A 14,392-nucleotide genomic window follows, 5' to 3' on the forward strand; every position below is an offset into this window, starting at 1 on the left:
CGGCCGGCCAACGACGCGGCGATCACAGGAGCATAGCCATGTCCCTCGATGACACCCTGCAGCCACATCGCACGGCGCTGTTGACCGCCCTGGAGGAAGAGAATACCGAGCGGCTCGGGGTGCTGCTGCGCGAGCTGCGTGCGGCGGACATCGGTGAGATCGTCGAGGACGCCTTGGGCGAGGAAGAGGAGGGCCTGGCGGTGGCCCTGGCCCTGCTCGACCGCCTGTCCCTCGAACGGCGTGCCAATGTGCTGGGCTACCTGCCCGGTGAGGAGCAACGGGCGGTCGCCGAGGCGATGGAGGACAAGGCGCTGCTGCTGCTGCTCGAGGAGATGGGCTCCGACGAGCGGACCGACCTGTTCAAGGTGCTGGACGAGGATCGTCGCGAGGCGCTGCTGCGACGCATGGCCCACCGCGAGCGCGAGGAGCTCAAGCGGCTGGCCAGCTACGAGGAGGGCACCGCCGGGGCGATCATGACCTCGGACTACGTGGCCATCCCGACGGGGATGACCGTCTCCCGTGCCCTGATGCGGGTGCGTCAGACGGCCCCGGATGCCGAGACGGTCTACCAGCTCTATATCATCGACCTGGAAGGGCGCCTGGCCGGCACCCTGTCGCTGCGCCAACTGATGGTGTCGCGCCCCGGGGCCCTGATCGACGACCTGATGATCAAGGACGTGATCAGCGCCAGCGTGGACGAGGCCCAGGAGGAGGTGGCGCGGACCGTCGCCCGCTACGACCTGCTGGCCCTGCCGGTGGTCGACGCCGAACGACGCCTGGTGGGCATCGTCACCCATGACGACGCCATGGACGTGGTCGAGTCCGAGGCCACCGAGGATATCCACAAGGGGATGTCCATCGGCGCGCTGGAGGACGGGGTCAGCCGGGTGCCGCTGTGGAGTCTCTACCGTAAGCGGGTCACCTGGCTGGTGCTGCTGGTGTTCGGCAATCTCTTCTCCGGGGCCGGCATCGCCTACTTCGAGGAGACCATCGCCGCCCAGGTGGCCCTGGTGTTCTTCCTGCCGCTGCTGATCGGCAGCGGCGGCAACGCCGGCGCCCAGGCCGCCACGCTGATGGTGCGCGGCATGGCCACCGGCGACGTGGGCGTCAAGGACTGGGGCAAGCTGCTGGGCCGCGAGCTGTTGGTGGCCGGGTCACTGGGGCTGACCATGGCGCTGGCCGTGGCGCCCATCGGGGTGATGCGCGGCGGCGAGGCGGTGGCAATGGTGGTGGCGGTGAGCATGATCTGCATTGTGCTGTTCGGCAGCCTGCTGGGCATGTGCCTGCCCTTCGTGCTCGACCGCCTGGGCTGGGACCCGGCCACCGCCTCGGCGCCGCTGGTGACCACCGTGATCGATGCCTCGGGGGTAGTGATCTACTTCGGCTTCGCCACCGCCATGCTGTCGGGCGTCTGATCCGGCGACGGCGGACAGCCGGGCCGCGGATGTGTATCCTCTGCTTCCGTCGAGATGTCGGCGCCTTCCACCCACATGGACCGTTTCATGGACTGGCTACAGATCGTTGTCCTCTCGATCGTTCAGGGCTTGACCGAGTTCCTGCCGATCTCCAGCTCCGCCCACCTGATCCTGGTGCCGATCTTCACCGACTGGAGCGACCAGGGCCTGGCCTTCGATGTCGCCCTGCACATCGGCAGCCTGAGCGCGGTGGTGCTCTACTTCCGCCATGAGCTGGTCGGCATGACCACCAGCTGGTGCCGCAGCGTGGCGGGGCGCGGCACCGATGAGGAGGCGCGACTCGCCTGGTGGGTGATCCTGGCCACCATCCCGGTGGGGCTCGCGGGGCTGGCCTTCCAGGACACCATCGAGGTCGTCATGCGCTCGCCGCTGGTCATCGCCGGCGGCCTGATCGTCTTCGGCCTGTTGCTCGCCTATGCCGACTGGCGACGCCGCGGCTCGCGAAACGAGTACCACCTGAGCTGGCAGGACGCCCTCTGGATCGGTCTGGCCCAGGCCCTGGCGCTGATCCCCGGCACCTCCCGTTCCGGCATCACCATGACCGCGGGGCTGCTGCTGGGCCTGAATCGGGAGGGGGCGGCACGCTTCTCCTTCCTGCTGTCGATCCCGGTGATCGTGCTGGCCGGTGGCCTGGAGATCGTCGGGCTCGCCGGCGCCCCCGGACCGGTGGACTGGGGCGCCCTGATCATGGGGGCGCTGCTCTCCGGCGTCAGTGCCTATCTCTGCATCCACTTCTTCCTGGTCTTCATCAAGCGCATCGGCATGCAGCCCTTCGTGGTCTACCGCCTGGTGCTGGGTGTGGCCCTGATCTGGCTATTCGGAGGTTCTCCCCCATGAGCGTGAGACGTCTGTTGTGGCTGCTGCTGCTGTGCATTCCGCTGGTAGCCTGCTCCGAACGCGACCGGCCGCTGGACTCGCCGGTGACCCTGGAGGGAGAGACCTTCGGCACCTTCTACCAGGTGACCATCGCCGATCCGTTGACCCAGCGGGAGCTCGACGCACTGGAGACAGGCATCCTGGCCGAGCTCGAGTCGGTGGATGCCGCCATGTCGACCTGGCGCAAGGATTCCGAGCTGGTACTGTTCAATCAGGCGCCACTGGGTGAATGGCAACCCCTCTCCGATAACCTGATCGAGGTGATGGCCATCGGCCAGGCCGTGTCGGAGGCCAGCGGTGGGGCCTTCGACATGACCATCGGCGGGCTGGTCAACCTGTGGAGCTTCGGCCCCGAGGCACGCCCCCGCGAGGTACCGGACGAGGCTACCCTGGCCAAACGACTGGCCGAGATAGGCCCCGGCAGCCTGGAGATCGACGAGCAGGCCTTGCAGGCTCGCCGCCTGCGCGATGTCTTCGTCGATCTCTCCGGGGTCGCCAAGGGCCATGCCACCGACCGGGTGGCGGCCTATCTCGATGGTCAGGGTCTCGAGGACTACCTGGTCAATCTGGGGGGCGAGGTCAGGGTGCGCGGCCATCGCGACGCCGAGTCCGCACCCTGGCGCATCGGCGTCGAGGTCCCCCGGGATGGCCCCCAGGAGGCCCAGCATGTGCTGCCGTTGGAGGACATCGCGGTGGCGACCTCCGGTGACTATCGCAACTACTTCGAGGAGGACGGTCAGCGCTATTCCCACACCCTGGATCCCCGCACCGGTCGCCCCATCGAGCATCGCCTGGCCTCGGTGAGCGTTGTCCACCCCTCCGACGCCTGGGCCGATGCCTGGGCGACCGCGCTGCTGGTGCTGGGCGAGGAGGCAGGCATGGCGATGGCCCGGGAACGGGGGCTCCAGGTGCTGATGCTGGCGCGCCAGGGGGAGGGATGGACGAGCCTGGCGAGCCCGGCCTTCGCCGAGCGATTCGGCCGCACGACCCTCGACGAGCTGGGCGTGACGGTGGTCGAGGGCCCGAAGGCCGGCATGGCGGCGGAGGTCGGACGCCCCCTAGAATAGGTGGGATGAGATGAACCAGCACAAGGAGTCATGATGACGCTCGACGTGGTGATACTGGCAGCGGGGCAGGGAACCCGCATGCGCTCGACCCGGCCCAAGGTGCTGCACCGGCTGGCCGGCAAGCCGATGGTGCGTCACGTGATCGACACCGCCCGGGGGCTCGAGGCCGAGCGCACCCATGTGGTGGTGGGCCACGGGGCCGAGCAGGTCCGCGAGGCACTGGCCGACTGCCGGGTGCACTTCGCCCTGCAGGCCGAGCAGAAGGGCACCGGCCATGCCGTGGCCCAGACCCTGGAGGCGCTCGGCGAGGGCCGGGTGCTGGTGCTCTACGGCGACGTGCCGCTGATCCGCCGCGAGACCCTGGTCGAGCTGCTGGCCCACGTCGACGAGCGGCACCTGGGCCTGCTCACCGTGACCCTGGAGGACCCCGCGGGCTACGGGCGCATCCTGCGCAACGCCGCCGGTGAGGTGGTGGCCATCGTCGAGCACAAGGATGCCTCCGAGACCGAGCGGGCCGTGCGCGAGTGCAATACCGGCATCATGGCCATGACCGCCGCCCAGCTGCGGCGCTGGCTGCCGCGTCTCTCCGCCGACAATGCCCAGGGCGAGTACTACCTGACCGATATCATCGCCATGGCCGCCGCCGAGGGCGTGAGCATCGCCACCGCCCAGCCGGCGCGACCGCTGGAGGTCGAGGGCGTCAACAACCGTGCCCAGATGGCCCGCCTGGAGCGCACCCACCAGCACGACATCGCCGAGCGACTGATGGAGCAAGGGGTGGCCCTCGCCGACCCGTCGCGCCTCGACGTGCGCGGCCGCCTGACCTGCGGCCATGACGTGGAGATCGACGTGGGCTGCGTCTTCGAGGGCGAGGTGGAGCTGGGCGAGGGGGTGCGCATCGGGCCCCACTGCGTGATCCGCGACAGCCATGTCGGCGCCGAGAGCGTGATCGAGCCCCACAGCGTCCTCGACGGGGCGGTGGTGGCCGGCCGCAATCGCATCGGCCCCTTCGCCCGGCTGCGGCCCGGCTCGCGGCTGGCGGTGGGAGCCAAGGTCGGCAACTTCGTCGAGACCAAGAACGTCGAGGTGGGCGAGGGCAGCAAGATCAACCACCTGAGCTATGTGGGCGACGCCCGGCTGGGGCACGATGTCAACGTCGGCGCCGGAACCATCACCTGCAACTACGACGGCGTCAACAAGCACCGCACCGAGATCGGCGACGAGGCCTTCATCGGCTCCAACACGGCGCTGGTGGCGCCGGTCAGCGTCGGCCGTGGCGCCACCGTGGGTGCCGGCTCGACCATCAGCAAGGATGTCGCCGACAACGCCCTGGCCGTCTCCCGGGGCCGCCAGGTCAGCAAGGCCGACTGGCCGCGGCCGACCAAGCGCCAGGAACCCTGAGGAGAGGTCATATGTGTGGAATCGTCGGTGCCGTTGCCGAACGCAACGTCCAGGGCATCCTGCTGGAGGGGCTCAAGCGCCTGGAATACCGCGGCTATGACTCCGCCGGCATGGCGGTGCTCGCCCCGGAGGGCCGCCTGCAGCGGCGGCGCGCCCTGGGCAAGGTGGCGGCCCTGGAGGCGCGCCTGGTCGCCGAGCCGCTGCCGGGACGCAGCGGGATCGCCCATACCCGCTGGGCGACCCATGGCCGCCCCAGCGAGGCGAATGCCCATCCCCACCAGTCCGGCGAGCGGCTGGCGGTGGTGCACAACGGCATCATCGAGAACCATGAGGCGCTGCGGCGCGAGCTCGCGGCCGAGGGCTACGCTTTCACCTCCGAGACCGACACCGAGGTGATCGCCCACCTGCTGGAGCGCGAGAGCCGCCAGGCCGGTGACCTGCTCACCGCCGTTCGGCGGGTACTGGCCCGGCTGGACGGCGCCTATGCGCTGGGGGTGATCCATGCCGAGGAACCCGACGTCGTCATCGGCGCCCGCAAGGGCAGCCCGCTGGTGGTGGGGGTGGGCATCGACGAGGCCTTCCTGGCCTCCGACCCCCTGGCCCTGCTGCAGGTCACCGACCGCTTCATCTACCTCCAGGAGGGCGATGCGGTGCGCCTCTCCGCCGGCGGTCGCATCGAGGTGTTCGATGCCCGGGGCATGCCGGTCGAGCGTGAGGTCCAGACCTTCGAGCATGGCGACGGGGCGGCCAGCAAGGGCGACTATCGCCACTTCATGCTCAAGGAGATCCACGAGCAGCCGATGGTGATCGCGGCCGCCCTAGAGGGGCGCCTGGGCGAGCGTTCGGCGCTGATCGAGAGCTTCGGCCCCGAGGCCGAGGCACTCTTCCACCAGGCGAAGCAGATCCATATCGTCGCCTGCGGCACCAGCTACCATGCCGGCATGGTGGCCCGCTACTGGCTGGAGCGCTATGCCGGGGTGCCGGTGCAGGTGGAGGTCGCCTCGGAGTATCGCTATCGCCAGGTGGTGGTACCCGAGGGGACCCTCTTCGTGACCCTCTCCCAGTCCGGCGAGACCGCCGATACCCTGGCGGCACTGCGCTTCGCCCGAGAGCGCGGCTATCTGGCCAGCCTGGCGATCTGCAACGTGCCGGGCAGCTCGCTGGTGCGCGAGTCGGACCTGACCCTGATGACCCAGGCCGGGCCCGAGATCGGCGTGGCCTCCACCAAGGCCTTCACCACCCAGCTCACCGCCCTGATGCTGCTGACCCTGGCACTGGGCCGGGCGAAGGGGCTCGACGAGCGCGTCCAGGCCGACCTGGTGACGGCACTGCGTGGCCTGCCCGGCCTGGTGGCCCGGGTGCTCGAGCTGGATCCGGCCATCGAGCGGCTCTCCATGGCCTTCGCCGAGAAGCACCATGCGCTCTTTCTGGGCCGCGGCGCCCACTTCCCCATCGCCCTGGAGGGCGCGCTCAAGCTCAAGGAGATCTCCTACATTCATGCCGAGGCCTACCCGGCGGGCGAGCTCAAGCACGGTCCGCTGGCGCTGGTCGACAGCGAGATGCCGGTGATCTCCGTGGCGCCCAATGACGAGTTACTCGACAAGCTCAAGTCCAACCTCCAGGAGGTCCGCGCCCGTGGCGGCGAGCTCTTCGTCTTCGCCGACGAGCAGGTGGGGCTGAACGAGGAGGAGCACGTGCACGTGCTGCGCCTGCCCCATGTGCACGAGGCGCTGGCGCCGATCCTCTTTACCGTGCCGCTGCAGCTGCTCAGCTACCACGTGGCGGTGCTCAAGGGCACCGACGTGGACCAGCCGCGCAACCTGGCCAAGTCCGTCACCGTGGAGTGAGGCCGCTGGATGCACGGCTCGGCCCGATGATGGTTCAGCTGTCCCGGGAATTCTTCCACAAGGGACGAGCCGAGAAGGCCCTCAACCGAATGTTGATAACTTACGGCGCGAACCGCGCGACGCTCGACGTGAGACCGCTCTTCGCCACCTCGCCGTAGGCCCTCTCGGGGCTCCTGCATGACGAGGCCGAAAAGCCGAGAGCCCCATTACACGTGCTTTCCACGGGAGGCTGCCCACTGGTGCGTTTTATCGAGCATGTCAATCACGAGATCAACGAGCGCTGTTTCACCCCCTTGATTGAACGCCTCATCCTGTGGATAAATCAGGGGAAAACCTCTTACCGGATGGTGCATACCCCGGACGTTCGCGGAGCGTTGAAACTGGCGTATCGCCTGTCTTCCCGGCTTTGTGAACACTGTTTACTTTCTCCCCTCGAGGCCTTCGAAGGCGAGCGCCAGGCGAGGCTTTTCTGACAGAGCTTCAGACCATCGCCCTACGTCCAAAGTCGGGGCGAGAATCTCCCCGCCATGGCTGGTCATCGAGCGTTTGATCGGATAGTTTTACGGTTCGGCGTGCCAATATCATGGATATTGACTGGATCCTGCGCATAATCCGCGTGGATCTTGCGAATATCTGGCACCCGGTCCTCTCCCGCTCCTTGCCGCACCGGCCTGGAACGCGCGAGGTGCGACACGGCAGCGATCCTGCCTGGATCCTGTCATGCTCTGGACGGCGTCGTGTGAACCATGGCGCCCTGGACGTGGCAATGACAAGCACAAGCCGTCATCGCGCCAGATCGGCCGTTGGCGACACGTACTCTCAGGGTGAAACATGTCGAAACTCTCCCACGCACAGTGGTCATCGAAGATGGCCTTCATCCTGGCTGCCACCGGTTCGGCGGTGGGGCTAGGCAATATCTGGCGGTTTTCCTACATGGTGGGTGACAGCGGAGGCGCGGCCTTCGTGCTCATCTACCTGGCCTGTGTGGCCCTGGTGGGCCTGCCGATCCTGGTAGCGGAATGGCTGATCGGCCGCCGTGGCCAGGAGAACCCGATCAATTCCATGGTCGTCCTGGCCCGCAGGAATGGCCGACTGCCCGCCTGGGCGCTGGTCGGGGCCACCGGGGTGCTGGCCGCCTTCCTGATTCTCTCCTTCTACAGCGTCATCGGTGGCTGGTCGCTCTCCTATACCCTTGGTTCGGTGACCGGCGCCTTCACCGGTCAGGATGCGGATGGCGTCAGCGAGATCTTCACCGGCCTGCTGGGCAATCCGGTGGCGCTGACCCTATGGCATACCGCCTTCATGGCGCTGGTGATCTTCATCGTCGCCCGCGGCGTTACCAAGGGCCTTGAGGGCGCCGTGCGCACCCTGATGCCGGCACTGGTGGTGCTGATGCTGATGCTGGTGCTGGTGGGCTATGGCATGACCACCGGCCATTTCGGCGAGGCGCTGGCCTTCATGTTCAGCCCCGACTGGGGCGCGGTCACCGGCGAGGTGGTGCTGGCGGCCATGGGACAGGCCTTCTTCACCCTGTCGCTGGGCATGGGCATCATGATGGCCTACGGCTCCTACCTGGGCGAGGACGTCAACTTGATCGGAACGGCCCGGACGGTGATCATCCTGGATACCACCATCGCCCTGCTGGCGGGCCTGGCCATCTTCCCCATTGTCTTCGCCAATGGCCTGAGCCCGGGCGAGGGGCCCGGCCTGATCTTCGTCACCCTGCCGCTGGCCTTCGGCAACATGACCGGTGGCATGATTCTCGGCCTGATGTTCTTCCTGCTGCTGACCTTCGCCGCGCTGACGTCGGCGATCTCGCTGCTGGAGCCGGTGGTGGAACTGATGGAGGAGCGCACTCCGCTCTCACGCGTGTCCGCCACCCTGGTCGGCGGCGTGGCGGTCTGGGCGCTGGGCATCGCGGCGCTGATGTCGTTCAACGTCTGGAGCGAGCTGTCGATTGCGGGCCTGAACATCTTCGACTTCCTGGACACCCTGACCAGCAAGTTCCTGCTGCCGCTGACCGGCCTGGGAGCCATCCTGTTCGTGGCCTGGCGGCTCGACCGCGCCAGCGTGGCGGCCGAGCTGAACCTCTCCGGCGGGCAGGCGACGCTGTGGACCGTGGTGTCACGCTTCGTGGCCCCGGCCGGCGTGATCCTGGTCTTCGTCTCGAGCCTCTGAGCCGGGTGCGCCGGACGCTCCGGCGCAGCGAGCCCCCGACGAGCCCCGCCCCGGCGGGGCTCGTTGCGTGATGCGTCGTCAGTGCATCTCGTCTTCCGCCAGTTCCTCGTCTGCCAGTTCCTCGTCGGGAAGTGGGGCGATGTCCCGGGTCAGTCGCTTGAATTCCTTGTGCAGTTCGATGCCGCGCCGGGCACGCAGGTTGCGCTGGGCGGCGGTGCGTGAACGTTGCTCGTGTTCGACGACTTCCATGCTCATGAAGATGTCGAGAAGCTCACTCTTGAGGGAGGATAACCGTTCGACATTGCGCATGATCGACTCTCCTAAAAGACTCGCGATACTGCACTTCTTACTATACCCCACTTGACAGAATGATGACGGCGCCTGCGGCGAACGCACAACGCTGTGCCAACGCTCGCCGGCTGACATGGCGCCCGGCCGCGCGCGGGCACCGATGCGCGGGCACCGGATGGAAGTGCGCATCGTCCGCCGGCTTGGGGCATACTGTAAGCATGAATCCGCCCATCTTTCCGCTGCCTCGCCCTCGTGGCGGGAAGGCAAGTCCGCAAGGAGTCCCGCGTGAGCCGCGCCCTGTTCGATGAGATGAGACGTCGTATGGAGCACTTCCGCCGCTCCGAGCAGAAGGTCGCGCGCTTCGTGCTGCGCCAGCCCGAGGAAGTGATCCACATGCGCATCGTCGACCTGGCGACCGAGGCCAAGGTCAGCGAGCCCACCGTGGTGCGCTTCTGCCGCGCCCTGGGATGCAACGGTTTCCAGGACTTCAAGCTCCAGCTGGCGCAGATGCTGGCCTCGGGTAGCCAGTTCGCCCAGTTCTCGATGAACGACAGCGACTCGGTGGCGGAATTCTCCCAGAGCATCTTCGATTCCACCGTGGGTACCCTGCTCTCGGTGCGCGACCGTCTCGACAACGAGGCCCTGAGCCAGGCCATCAATGCACTGGCGATGGCCAACCGGGTGGAGTTCTACGGCTTCGGTGCCTCCGGGGCCGTGGCCGCCGATGCCCAGCACAAGTTTTTCCGCCTGCAGATATCCACCGCGGCCTACACCGACCCGCACATGCAGAACATGTCGGCGGTGACCCTGAAGGAGGGCGATGTGGTGGTGGCGATCTCCCAGACCGGCCGCACCCGGGCGCTGGTGGCCAGCGTGCGCCTGGCCCGCGAGTCTGGCGCCACGGTGATCGGGCTCTGCCCCAGCGGTTCGCCGCTGGCCGAGGAGGTCACGCTGCCGCTCTACATCGATGTCCACGAAGACACCGAGATCTATACGCCGATGAGCTCGCGCATCGCCCACCTGGTGCTGGTCGATGTGCTGGCGGTGGGCGTGGCCAAGACCCGCGGCCCGAAACTCGCCGAGCAGCTTCGCGAAGTGAAGAAGAGCCTCAACCCGCTGCGCTTCCCCGAACCGAAGCCATAAGCTTCAAGCTGTAAGCTATAAGTAAAAATCGTTGCCGCTGGTGAACTTGGGTAGAGTCCCAGCTTACGGCTTACGGCTTACGGCTTACGGCTTACGGCTTACGGCTTACGGCTTCCCGCGCCGAGGCGGGGGCATATGATAAGCTGTTCGCCCATTTTCCGAGCAGCGATGCCTTCCCCATGGACGACGTCACGGCGATTCTCGATCACATGAACCCGGCCCAGCGCGAGGCCGTCAGTGCGCCCCAGGGCAACATGCTGGTGCTGGCCGGGGCCGGGTCCGGCAAGACCCGGGTGCTGGTGCATCGCATCGCCTGGCTGATGCAGGCCGAGGGGCTCTCGCCCTACGCCGTGCTCGCCGTGACCTTCACCAACAAGGCGGCCCGCGAGATGCGCACCCGCCTGGAGGCGCTGCTGGGCATCTCGTTGCGCAATGTCTGGGTGGGCACCTTCCACTCCATTGCCCATCGCCTGCTGCGCACCCACTGGCAGGATGCCCGGCTGCCCCAGCACTTCCAGATCATCGACAGCGACGACCAGCTGCGGCTGGTCAAGCGGCTGCTCAAGGACCACCGCATCGACGACGAGCGTTTCCCGCCGCGCCAGGTGCAGTCGTTCATCTCCGGCTGCAAGGAGGAGGGGCTACGCCCCCACCAGGTCGATGCCCATGGCGATGCCTACCTGGCCCAGATGGTCGAGCTCTACGAGCGCTATCAGCTGACCTGTGAGCGTGGCGGCCTGGTGGACTTCGGCGAGCTCTTGCTTCGAAGCCTCGAGCTGTTGCGGGACAACCCGGCGCTGCTGGCCCACTACCAGGCGCGCTTCGGCCATGTACTGGTCGACGAGTTCCAGGACACCAATACCCTGCAGTACGCCTGGCTCAAGCTGCTCACCGGCATGCAGACCCCGATGACCGTGGTGGGCGACGACGACCAGTCGATCTACGGCTGGCGCGGGGCACGCATCGAGAACATCCGGCGCTTCGAGCAGGAGTTCCCCGGCACCAAGACGGTGCGACTGGAGCAGAACTACCGCTCCACCAGCGCCATCCTCGAGGCCGCCAATGCCCTGATCCGCCACAACAGCGAACGCATGGGCAAGGAGCTGTGGACCGAGGGCGCCAGGGGCGAGCCGATCTCCGTCTACTCGGGTTTCAACGATCTGGACGAGGCGCGCTTCATCGTCGACACCATCCGCGAGAAGGTCGAGGAGGGCTTCAACCGGCGCGAGATCGCCATCCTCTACCGTTCCAATGCCCAGTCCCGGGTGCTGGAGGAGACGCTGATCCGCCAGGGCGTGCCCTACCGCATCTACGGCGGCCAGCGCTTCTACGAGCGCCTGGAGATCAAGAACGCCCTGGCCTACCTGCGGCTGCTGCTCAACCGTGACGACGACGCCTCCCTGGAGCGGGTGATCAACGTCCCGGCCCGGGGCATCGGCACCCGCACCGTGGAGGTGCTGCGCAGCCGCGCCCGGCAGAGCGAGGTGTCGCTGTGGCAGGCGCTGCATGACAGCCTGCTGGATGCCTCGCTCAAGGGGCGGGCCGCCACGGCGGTGCGCGCCTTCGCCGAGCTGATCGAGCGCCTCGACAACGACACCGCCGGCCTGGCGCTCCACGAGATCATCGATCACGTGATCGAGCGCAGCGGCCTGGTCGAGCACCATCGCAGCGAGAAGGGCGAAAAGGGGCAGGCCCGGGTCGAGAACCTCGAGGAGCTGGTCACCGCCGCCAAGGCGTTTACCCAGGGCGAGAGCTTCGAGCCCCCCGAGGCCGGCGAGGGGGCCGCGGCCCTGGAGGCCTTCCTCTCCGAGGCGGCGCTGAACGCCGGCGACCACGAGGCCGACGAGTTCGAGGACTGCGTGCAGCTGATGACCCTGCACTCGGCCAAGGGCCTGGAGTTCCCGGTGGTGTTCATCGCCGGGGTCGAGGAGGGCCTGTTTCCGCACAAGATGTCCATGGAGGAGCCGGGGCGCCTGGAGGAGGAGCGGCGACTCTGCTACGTGGGCCTGACCCGTGCCATGCGCAAGCTCTACCTGACCCATGCCGAGCTGCGTCGCCTGCACGGCAAGGAGACCTTCCAGCGCGCCTCGCGCTTCCTGCGCGAACTGCCCGAGGAGTATCTCGAGGAAGTACGGCTGCGCGGCCAGATCTCGCGGCCGGTGACCGCCCGCCCGGCCGTGGGGCTCTCGCGGCAGACCTCTGTCGACGGGGGCGATGAACTGCCGTCGCTCTCGCTGGGCCAGCGGGTCAGCCATCCGGTGTTCGGCGAGGGGGTGATCCTCAACGCCGAGGGGGAGGGCGAGCGTGCCAGGGTCCAGGTCAGCTTCGAGGGCGAGGGCGACAAGTGGCTGGTGCTGGGGTTCGCCAAACTGACGCCGCTCTGATTTTCGTTGACGTTGACGTCAGGTGCAGTCGCTTGCCGGGCAATTCGGCCTTGACGCATACTCGTGAGCGGACACGCCTCAGCCCGCAGGCACTGCGGGAACAATAATCCTCCTGGAGTCACGCTCGCATGCAACGTCGCCTCTTTCTCAAGAACAGCCTCAAGACCTTTGGCGCTGGTGCCGCCGCTGGCGCCGCCACCCCCTTCATCTCCACGGCCAGCGCCCAGCAGACCATCACCTGGGACATGGTGACCTCCTGGCCCAAGAACTTCCCGGCGTTGGGCACCGGGGCCAACGACTTCGCCGCGCGCATCGAGCGCCTCTCCGGTGGCCGCATGAAGGTCCGCGTGCACGGCGCGGGCGAGCTGGTGCCGGCCATGGAGGTGTTCGACGCGGTGGGCGAGGGCACCGCCCAGATGGGCCACTCCGCCTCCTACTACTGGCGCGGCAAGACCCTGGCCTCTCAGTTCTTCACCGCCGTGCCCTTTGGCATGACCACCACCGAGACCAACGCCTGGCTCTACCATGGCGGCGGTCAGGCGCTGTGGGATGAGGTGTACGCCAAGCACAACCTCAAGCCCTTTCCGGTGGGCAACACTGGCACCCAGATGGCCGGCTGGTTCAAGAAGGAGATCAACTCGCTGGAGGACATGCAGGGGCTCAAGCTGCGCCTGCCGGGGCTGGCCGGCGAGGCCATGAACGGCATCGGCGTGACCACCGTGAACATCCCGGGGTCTGAGATCTTCACCTCACTGCAGACCGGGGTGCTGGATGCCGCCGACTGGGTCGGGCCCTACAACGACCTGGCCTTCGGCCTGCACCAGGTGGCCAAGTACTACTACACCTCGGCCTGGAACGAGCCCAGCGCCATCATCGAGGGCACGGTCAACCTGGAGGCCTGGAACGCCCTGCCCGACGACCTCAAGGCGGTGGTCAGCGAGGCAGCCATGGCCTCCAACCTGGCGATGATCAGCGAGTTCGCGGTGCGCAACGCCGAGGCGCTCGATACCCTGGTCAGCGAGCACGGCGTGGAGCTGCGCACCTTCCCGGATGAGGTGCTGGAAGCGCTTTATGCCTCCTCCCGGGAGGTGCTCCAGAAGCAGGTGGAAGCCGACGAGGAGTCGCGGAAGGTCTACGACTCCTACACCGCCTTCCAGCAGAAGGTGCAGCGCTTCACCGACGTGGGCGAGTTCGCCTACCTGAAGACCCGGGAGAAGGTCGGCGCCTGAGGCCAGGCCTCACTCGCCACCCTGCCATGGGCGCCCCTGCGGCGCCCATTCTCGCTCCGGCGGGAGATGCCGCTCGACGGCGGCGTCAGTCGCCCTGGCGGACGGCACGGATCCGCCCGTTGTCGTCCAGGGCGACCATCACGAAGCGGGCCTCGGTGACCTTGTGCAACTCGTCGGGATCGCGTTCATGGGGGGCACGGATCCACACTTCCACGTCGATCTTGATCGAGCTGCGACCGATCTCGCTGACCCGAGTGAAGATGTTGACCATCGAGCCCACCCGCACCGGGCAGAGGAAGTCCATGGCCTCGATGGCGACGTTGGCCGTGCGGCCCAGCGCCTCGCGGCCGGCGGCCACCTCGGCGGCCTCGTCCATGCGGGCGACCAGCCAGCCGCCGGGGATGTCGCCGTGCAGGTTGGTATCCTGGCGACTGGCCAGCAGCTTGAGGGTCAATTGACCCTGGGGAGCGGGGATATCGTCGATGTCTGTCATGGAAGGCT

General features: G+C 67.4%; 12 protein-coding genes. 10 read left to right on the forward strand and 2 right to left on the reverse strand.

All coding sequences use genetic code 11. The features are described from left to right. The first annotated feature begins 38 nt into the window (after positions 1 to 38). The 7 genes from mgtE to OP497_RS06230 all read left to right on the forward strand — a co-directional run bounded on the left by mgtE (position 39) and on the right by OP497_RS06230 (position 8,844). On the forward strand, positions 39 to 1,415 hold the full coding sequence (gene mgtE / locus OP497_RS06200; protein WP_280547242.1) for a magnesium transporter: 1,377 nt from the start codon (positions 39 to 41) through the stop codon (positions 1,413 to 1,415). Between the two features lie 87 nt (positions 1,416 to 1,502). Further along, the gene (locus OP497_RS06205) at positions 1,503 to 2,312 is read left to right on the forward strand and encodes an undecaprenyl-diphosphate phosphatase (protein ID WP_280547244.1); all 810 of its coding nucleotides are present in this window, start codon (positions 1,503 to 1,505) and stop codon (positions 2,310 to 2,312) included. Further along, on the forward strand, positions 2,309 to 3,418 hold the full coding sequence (locus OP497_RS06210) for an FAD:protein FMN transferase (RefSeq protein WP_280547245.1): 1,110 nt from the start codon (positions 2,309 to 2,311) through the stop codon (positions 3,416 to 3,418). The genes OP497_RS06205 and OP497_RS06210 overlap by 4 nt, the downstream gene beginning before the upstream one ends. Before the next feature lie 33 nt (positions 3,419 to 3,451). Next, a complete protein-coding gene (glmU, locus tag OP497_RS06215) occupies positions 3,452 to 4,819 on the forward strand; it encodes a bifunctional UDP-N-acetylglucosamine diphosphorylase/glucosamine-1-phosphate N-acetyltransferase GlmU (protein ID WP_280547246.1) in 1,368 nt (455 codons plus the stop codon). 11 nt (positions 4,820 to 4,830) lie between these two features. Beyond that, a complete protein-coding gene (gene glmS / locus OP497_RS06220; protein ID WP_280547248.1) occupies positions 4,831 to 6,666 on the forward strand; it encodes a glutamine--fructose-6-phosphate transaminase (isomerizing) in 1,836 nt (611 codons plus the stop codon). A 239-nt stretch (positions 6,667 to 6,905) separates the two neighbouring features. Then, positions 6,906 to 7,139: a hypothetical protein gene (locus OP497_RS06225; RefSeq protein ID WP_280547250.1), complete on the forward strand. Its 234-nt coding sequence runs from the start codon at positions 6,906 to 6,908 to the stop codon at positions 7,137 to 7,139. A 358-nt stretch (positions 7,140 to 7,497) separates the two neighbouring features. Then, positions 7,498 to 8,844 carry a sodium-dependent transporter gene (locus tag OP497_RS06230; protein ID WP_280547251.1) on the forward strand — a complete coding sequence of 449 codons (1,347 nt, stop codon included), beginning with the start codon at positions 7,498 to 7,500 and terminating at the stop codon, positions 8,842 to 8,844. A 78-nt stretch (positions 8,845 to 8,922) separates the two neighbouring features. On the opposite strand, the gene OP497_RS06235 is transcribed toward OP497_RS06230, so the two are convergent. Then, positions 8,923 to 9,153: a hypothetical protein gene (locus OP497_RS06235; protein ID WP_280547252.1), complete on the reverse strand. Its 231-nt coding sequence runs from the start codon at positions 9,151 to 9,153 to the stop codon at positions 8,923 to 8,925. Between the two features lie 267 nt (positions 9,154 to 9,420). Here OP497_RS06235 and hexR point away from each other — a divergent pair, with 267 nt between their 5' ends. The 3 genes from hexR (at position 9,421) to OP497_RS06250 (ending at position 13,891) form a co-directional block, all read left to right on the forward strand. Further along, positions 9,421 to 10,278, forward strand: a complete 858-nt coding sequence (gene hexR / locus OP497_RS06240) for a transcriptional regulator HexR (RefSeq protein WP_280547253.1) — start codon at positions 9,421 to 9,423, stop codon at positions 10,276 to 10,278. Between the two features lie 179 nt (positions 10,279 to 10,457). Further along, positions 10,458 to 12,662, forward strand: a complete 2,205-nt coding sequence (uvrD, locus tag OP497_RS06245) for a DNA helicase II (protein ID WP_280547255.1) — start codon at positions 10,458 to 10,460, stop codon at positions 12,660 to 12,662. Between the two features lie 128 nt (positions 12,663 to 12,790). Beyond that, complete coding sequence (locus OP497_RS06250; protein ID WP_280547256.1) at positions 12,791 to 13,891, forward strand: TRAP transporter substrate-binding protein; 1,101 nt, start codon at positions 12,791 to 12,793, stop codon at positions 13,889 to 13,891. A gap of 85 nt (positions 13,892 to 13,976) precedes the next feature. On the opposite strand, the gene OP497_RS06255 is transcribed toward OP497_RS06250, so the two are convergent. Next, positions 13,977 to 14,384, reverse strand: coding sequence for an acyl-CoA thioesterase (locus tag OP497_RS06255; protein WP_280547258.1), 408 nt, complete (start codon positions 14,382 to 14,384; stop codon positions 13,977 to 13,979). Between the last annotated feature and the right edge of the window lie 8 nt (positions 14,385 to 14,392).

Origin of the sequence: Halomonas sp. 11-S5 (assembly GCF_029889825.1) — a bacterium.
Lineage (GTDB): Bacteria > Pseudomonadota > Gammaproteobacteria > Pseudomonadales > Halomonadaceae > Halomonas.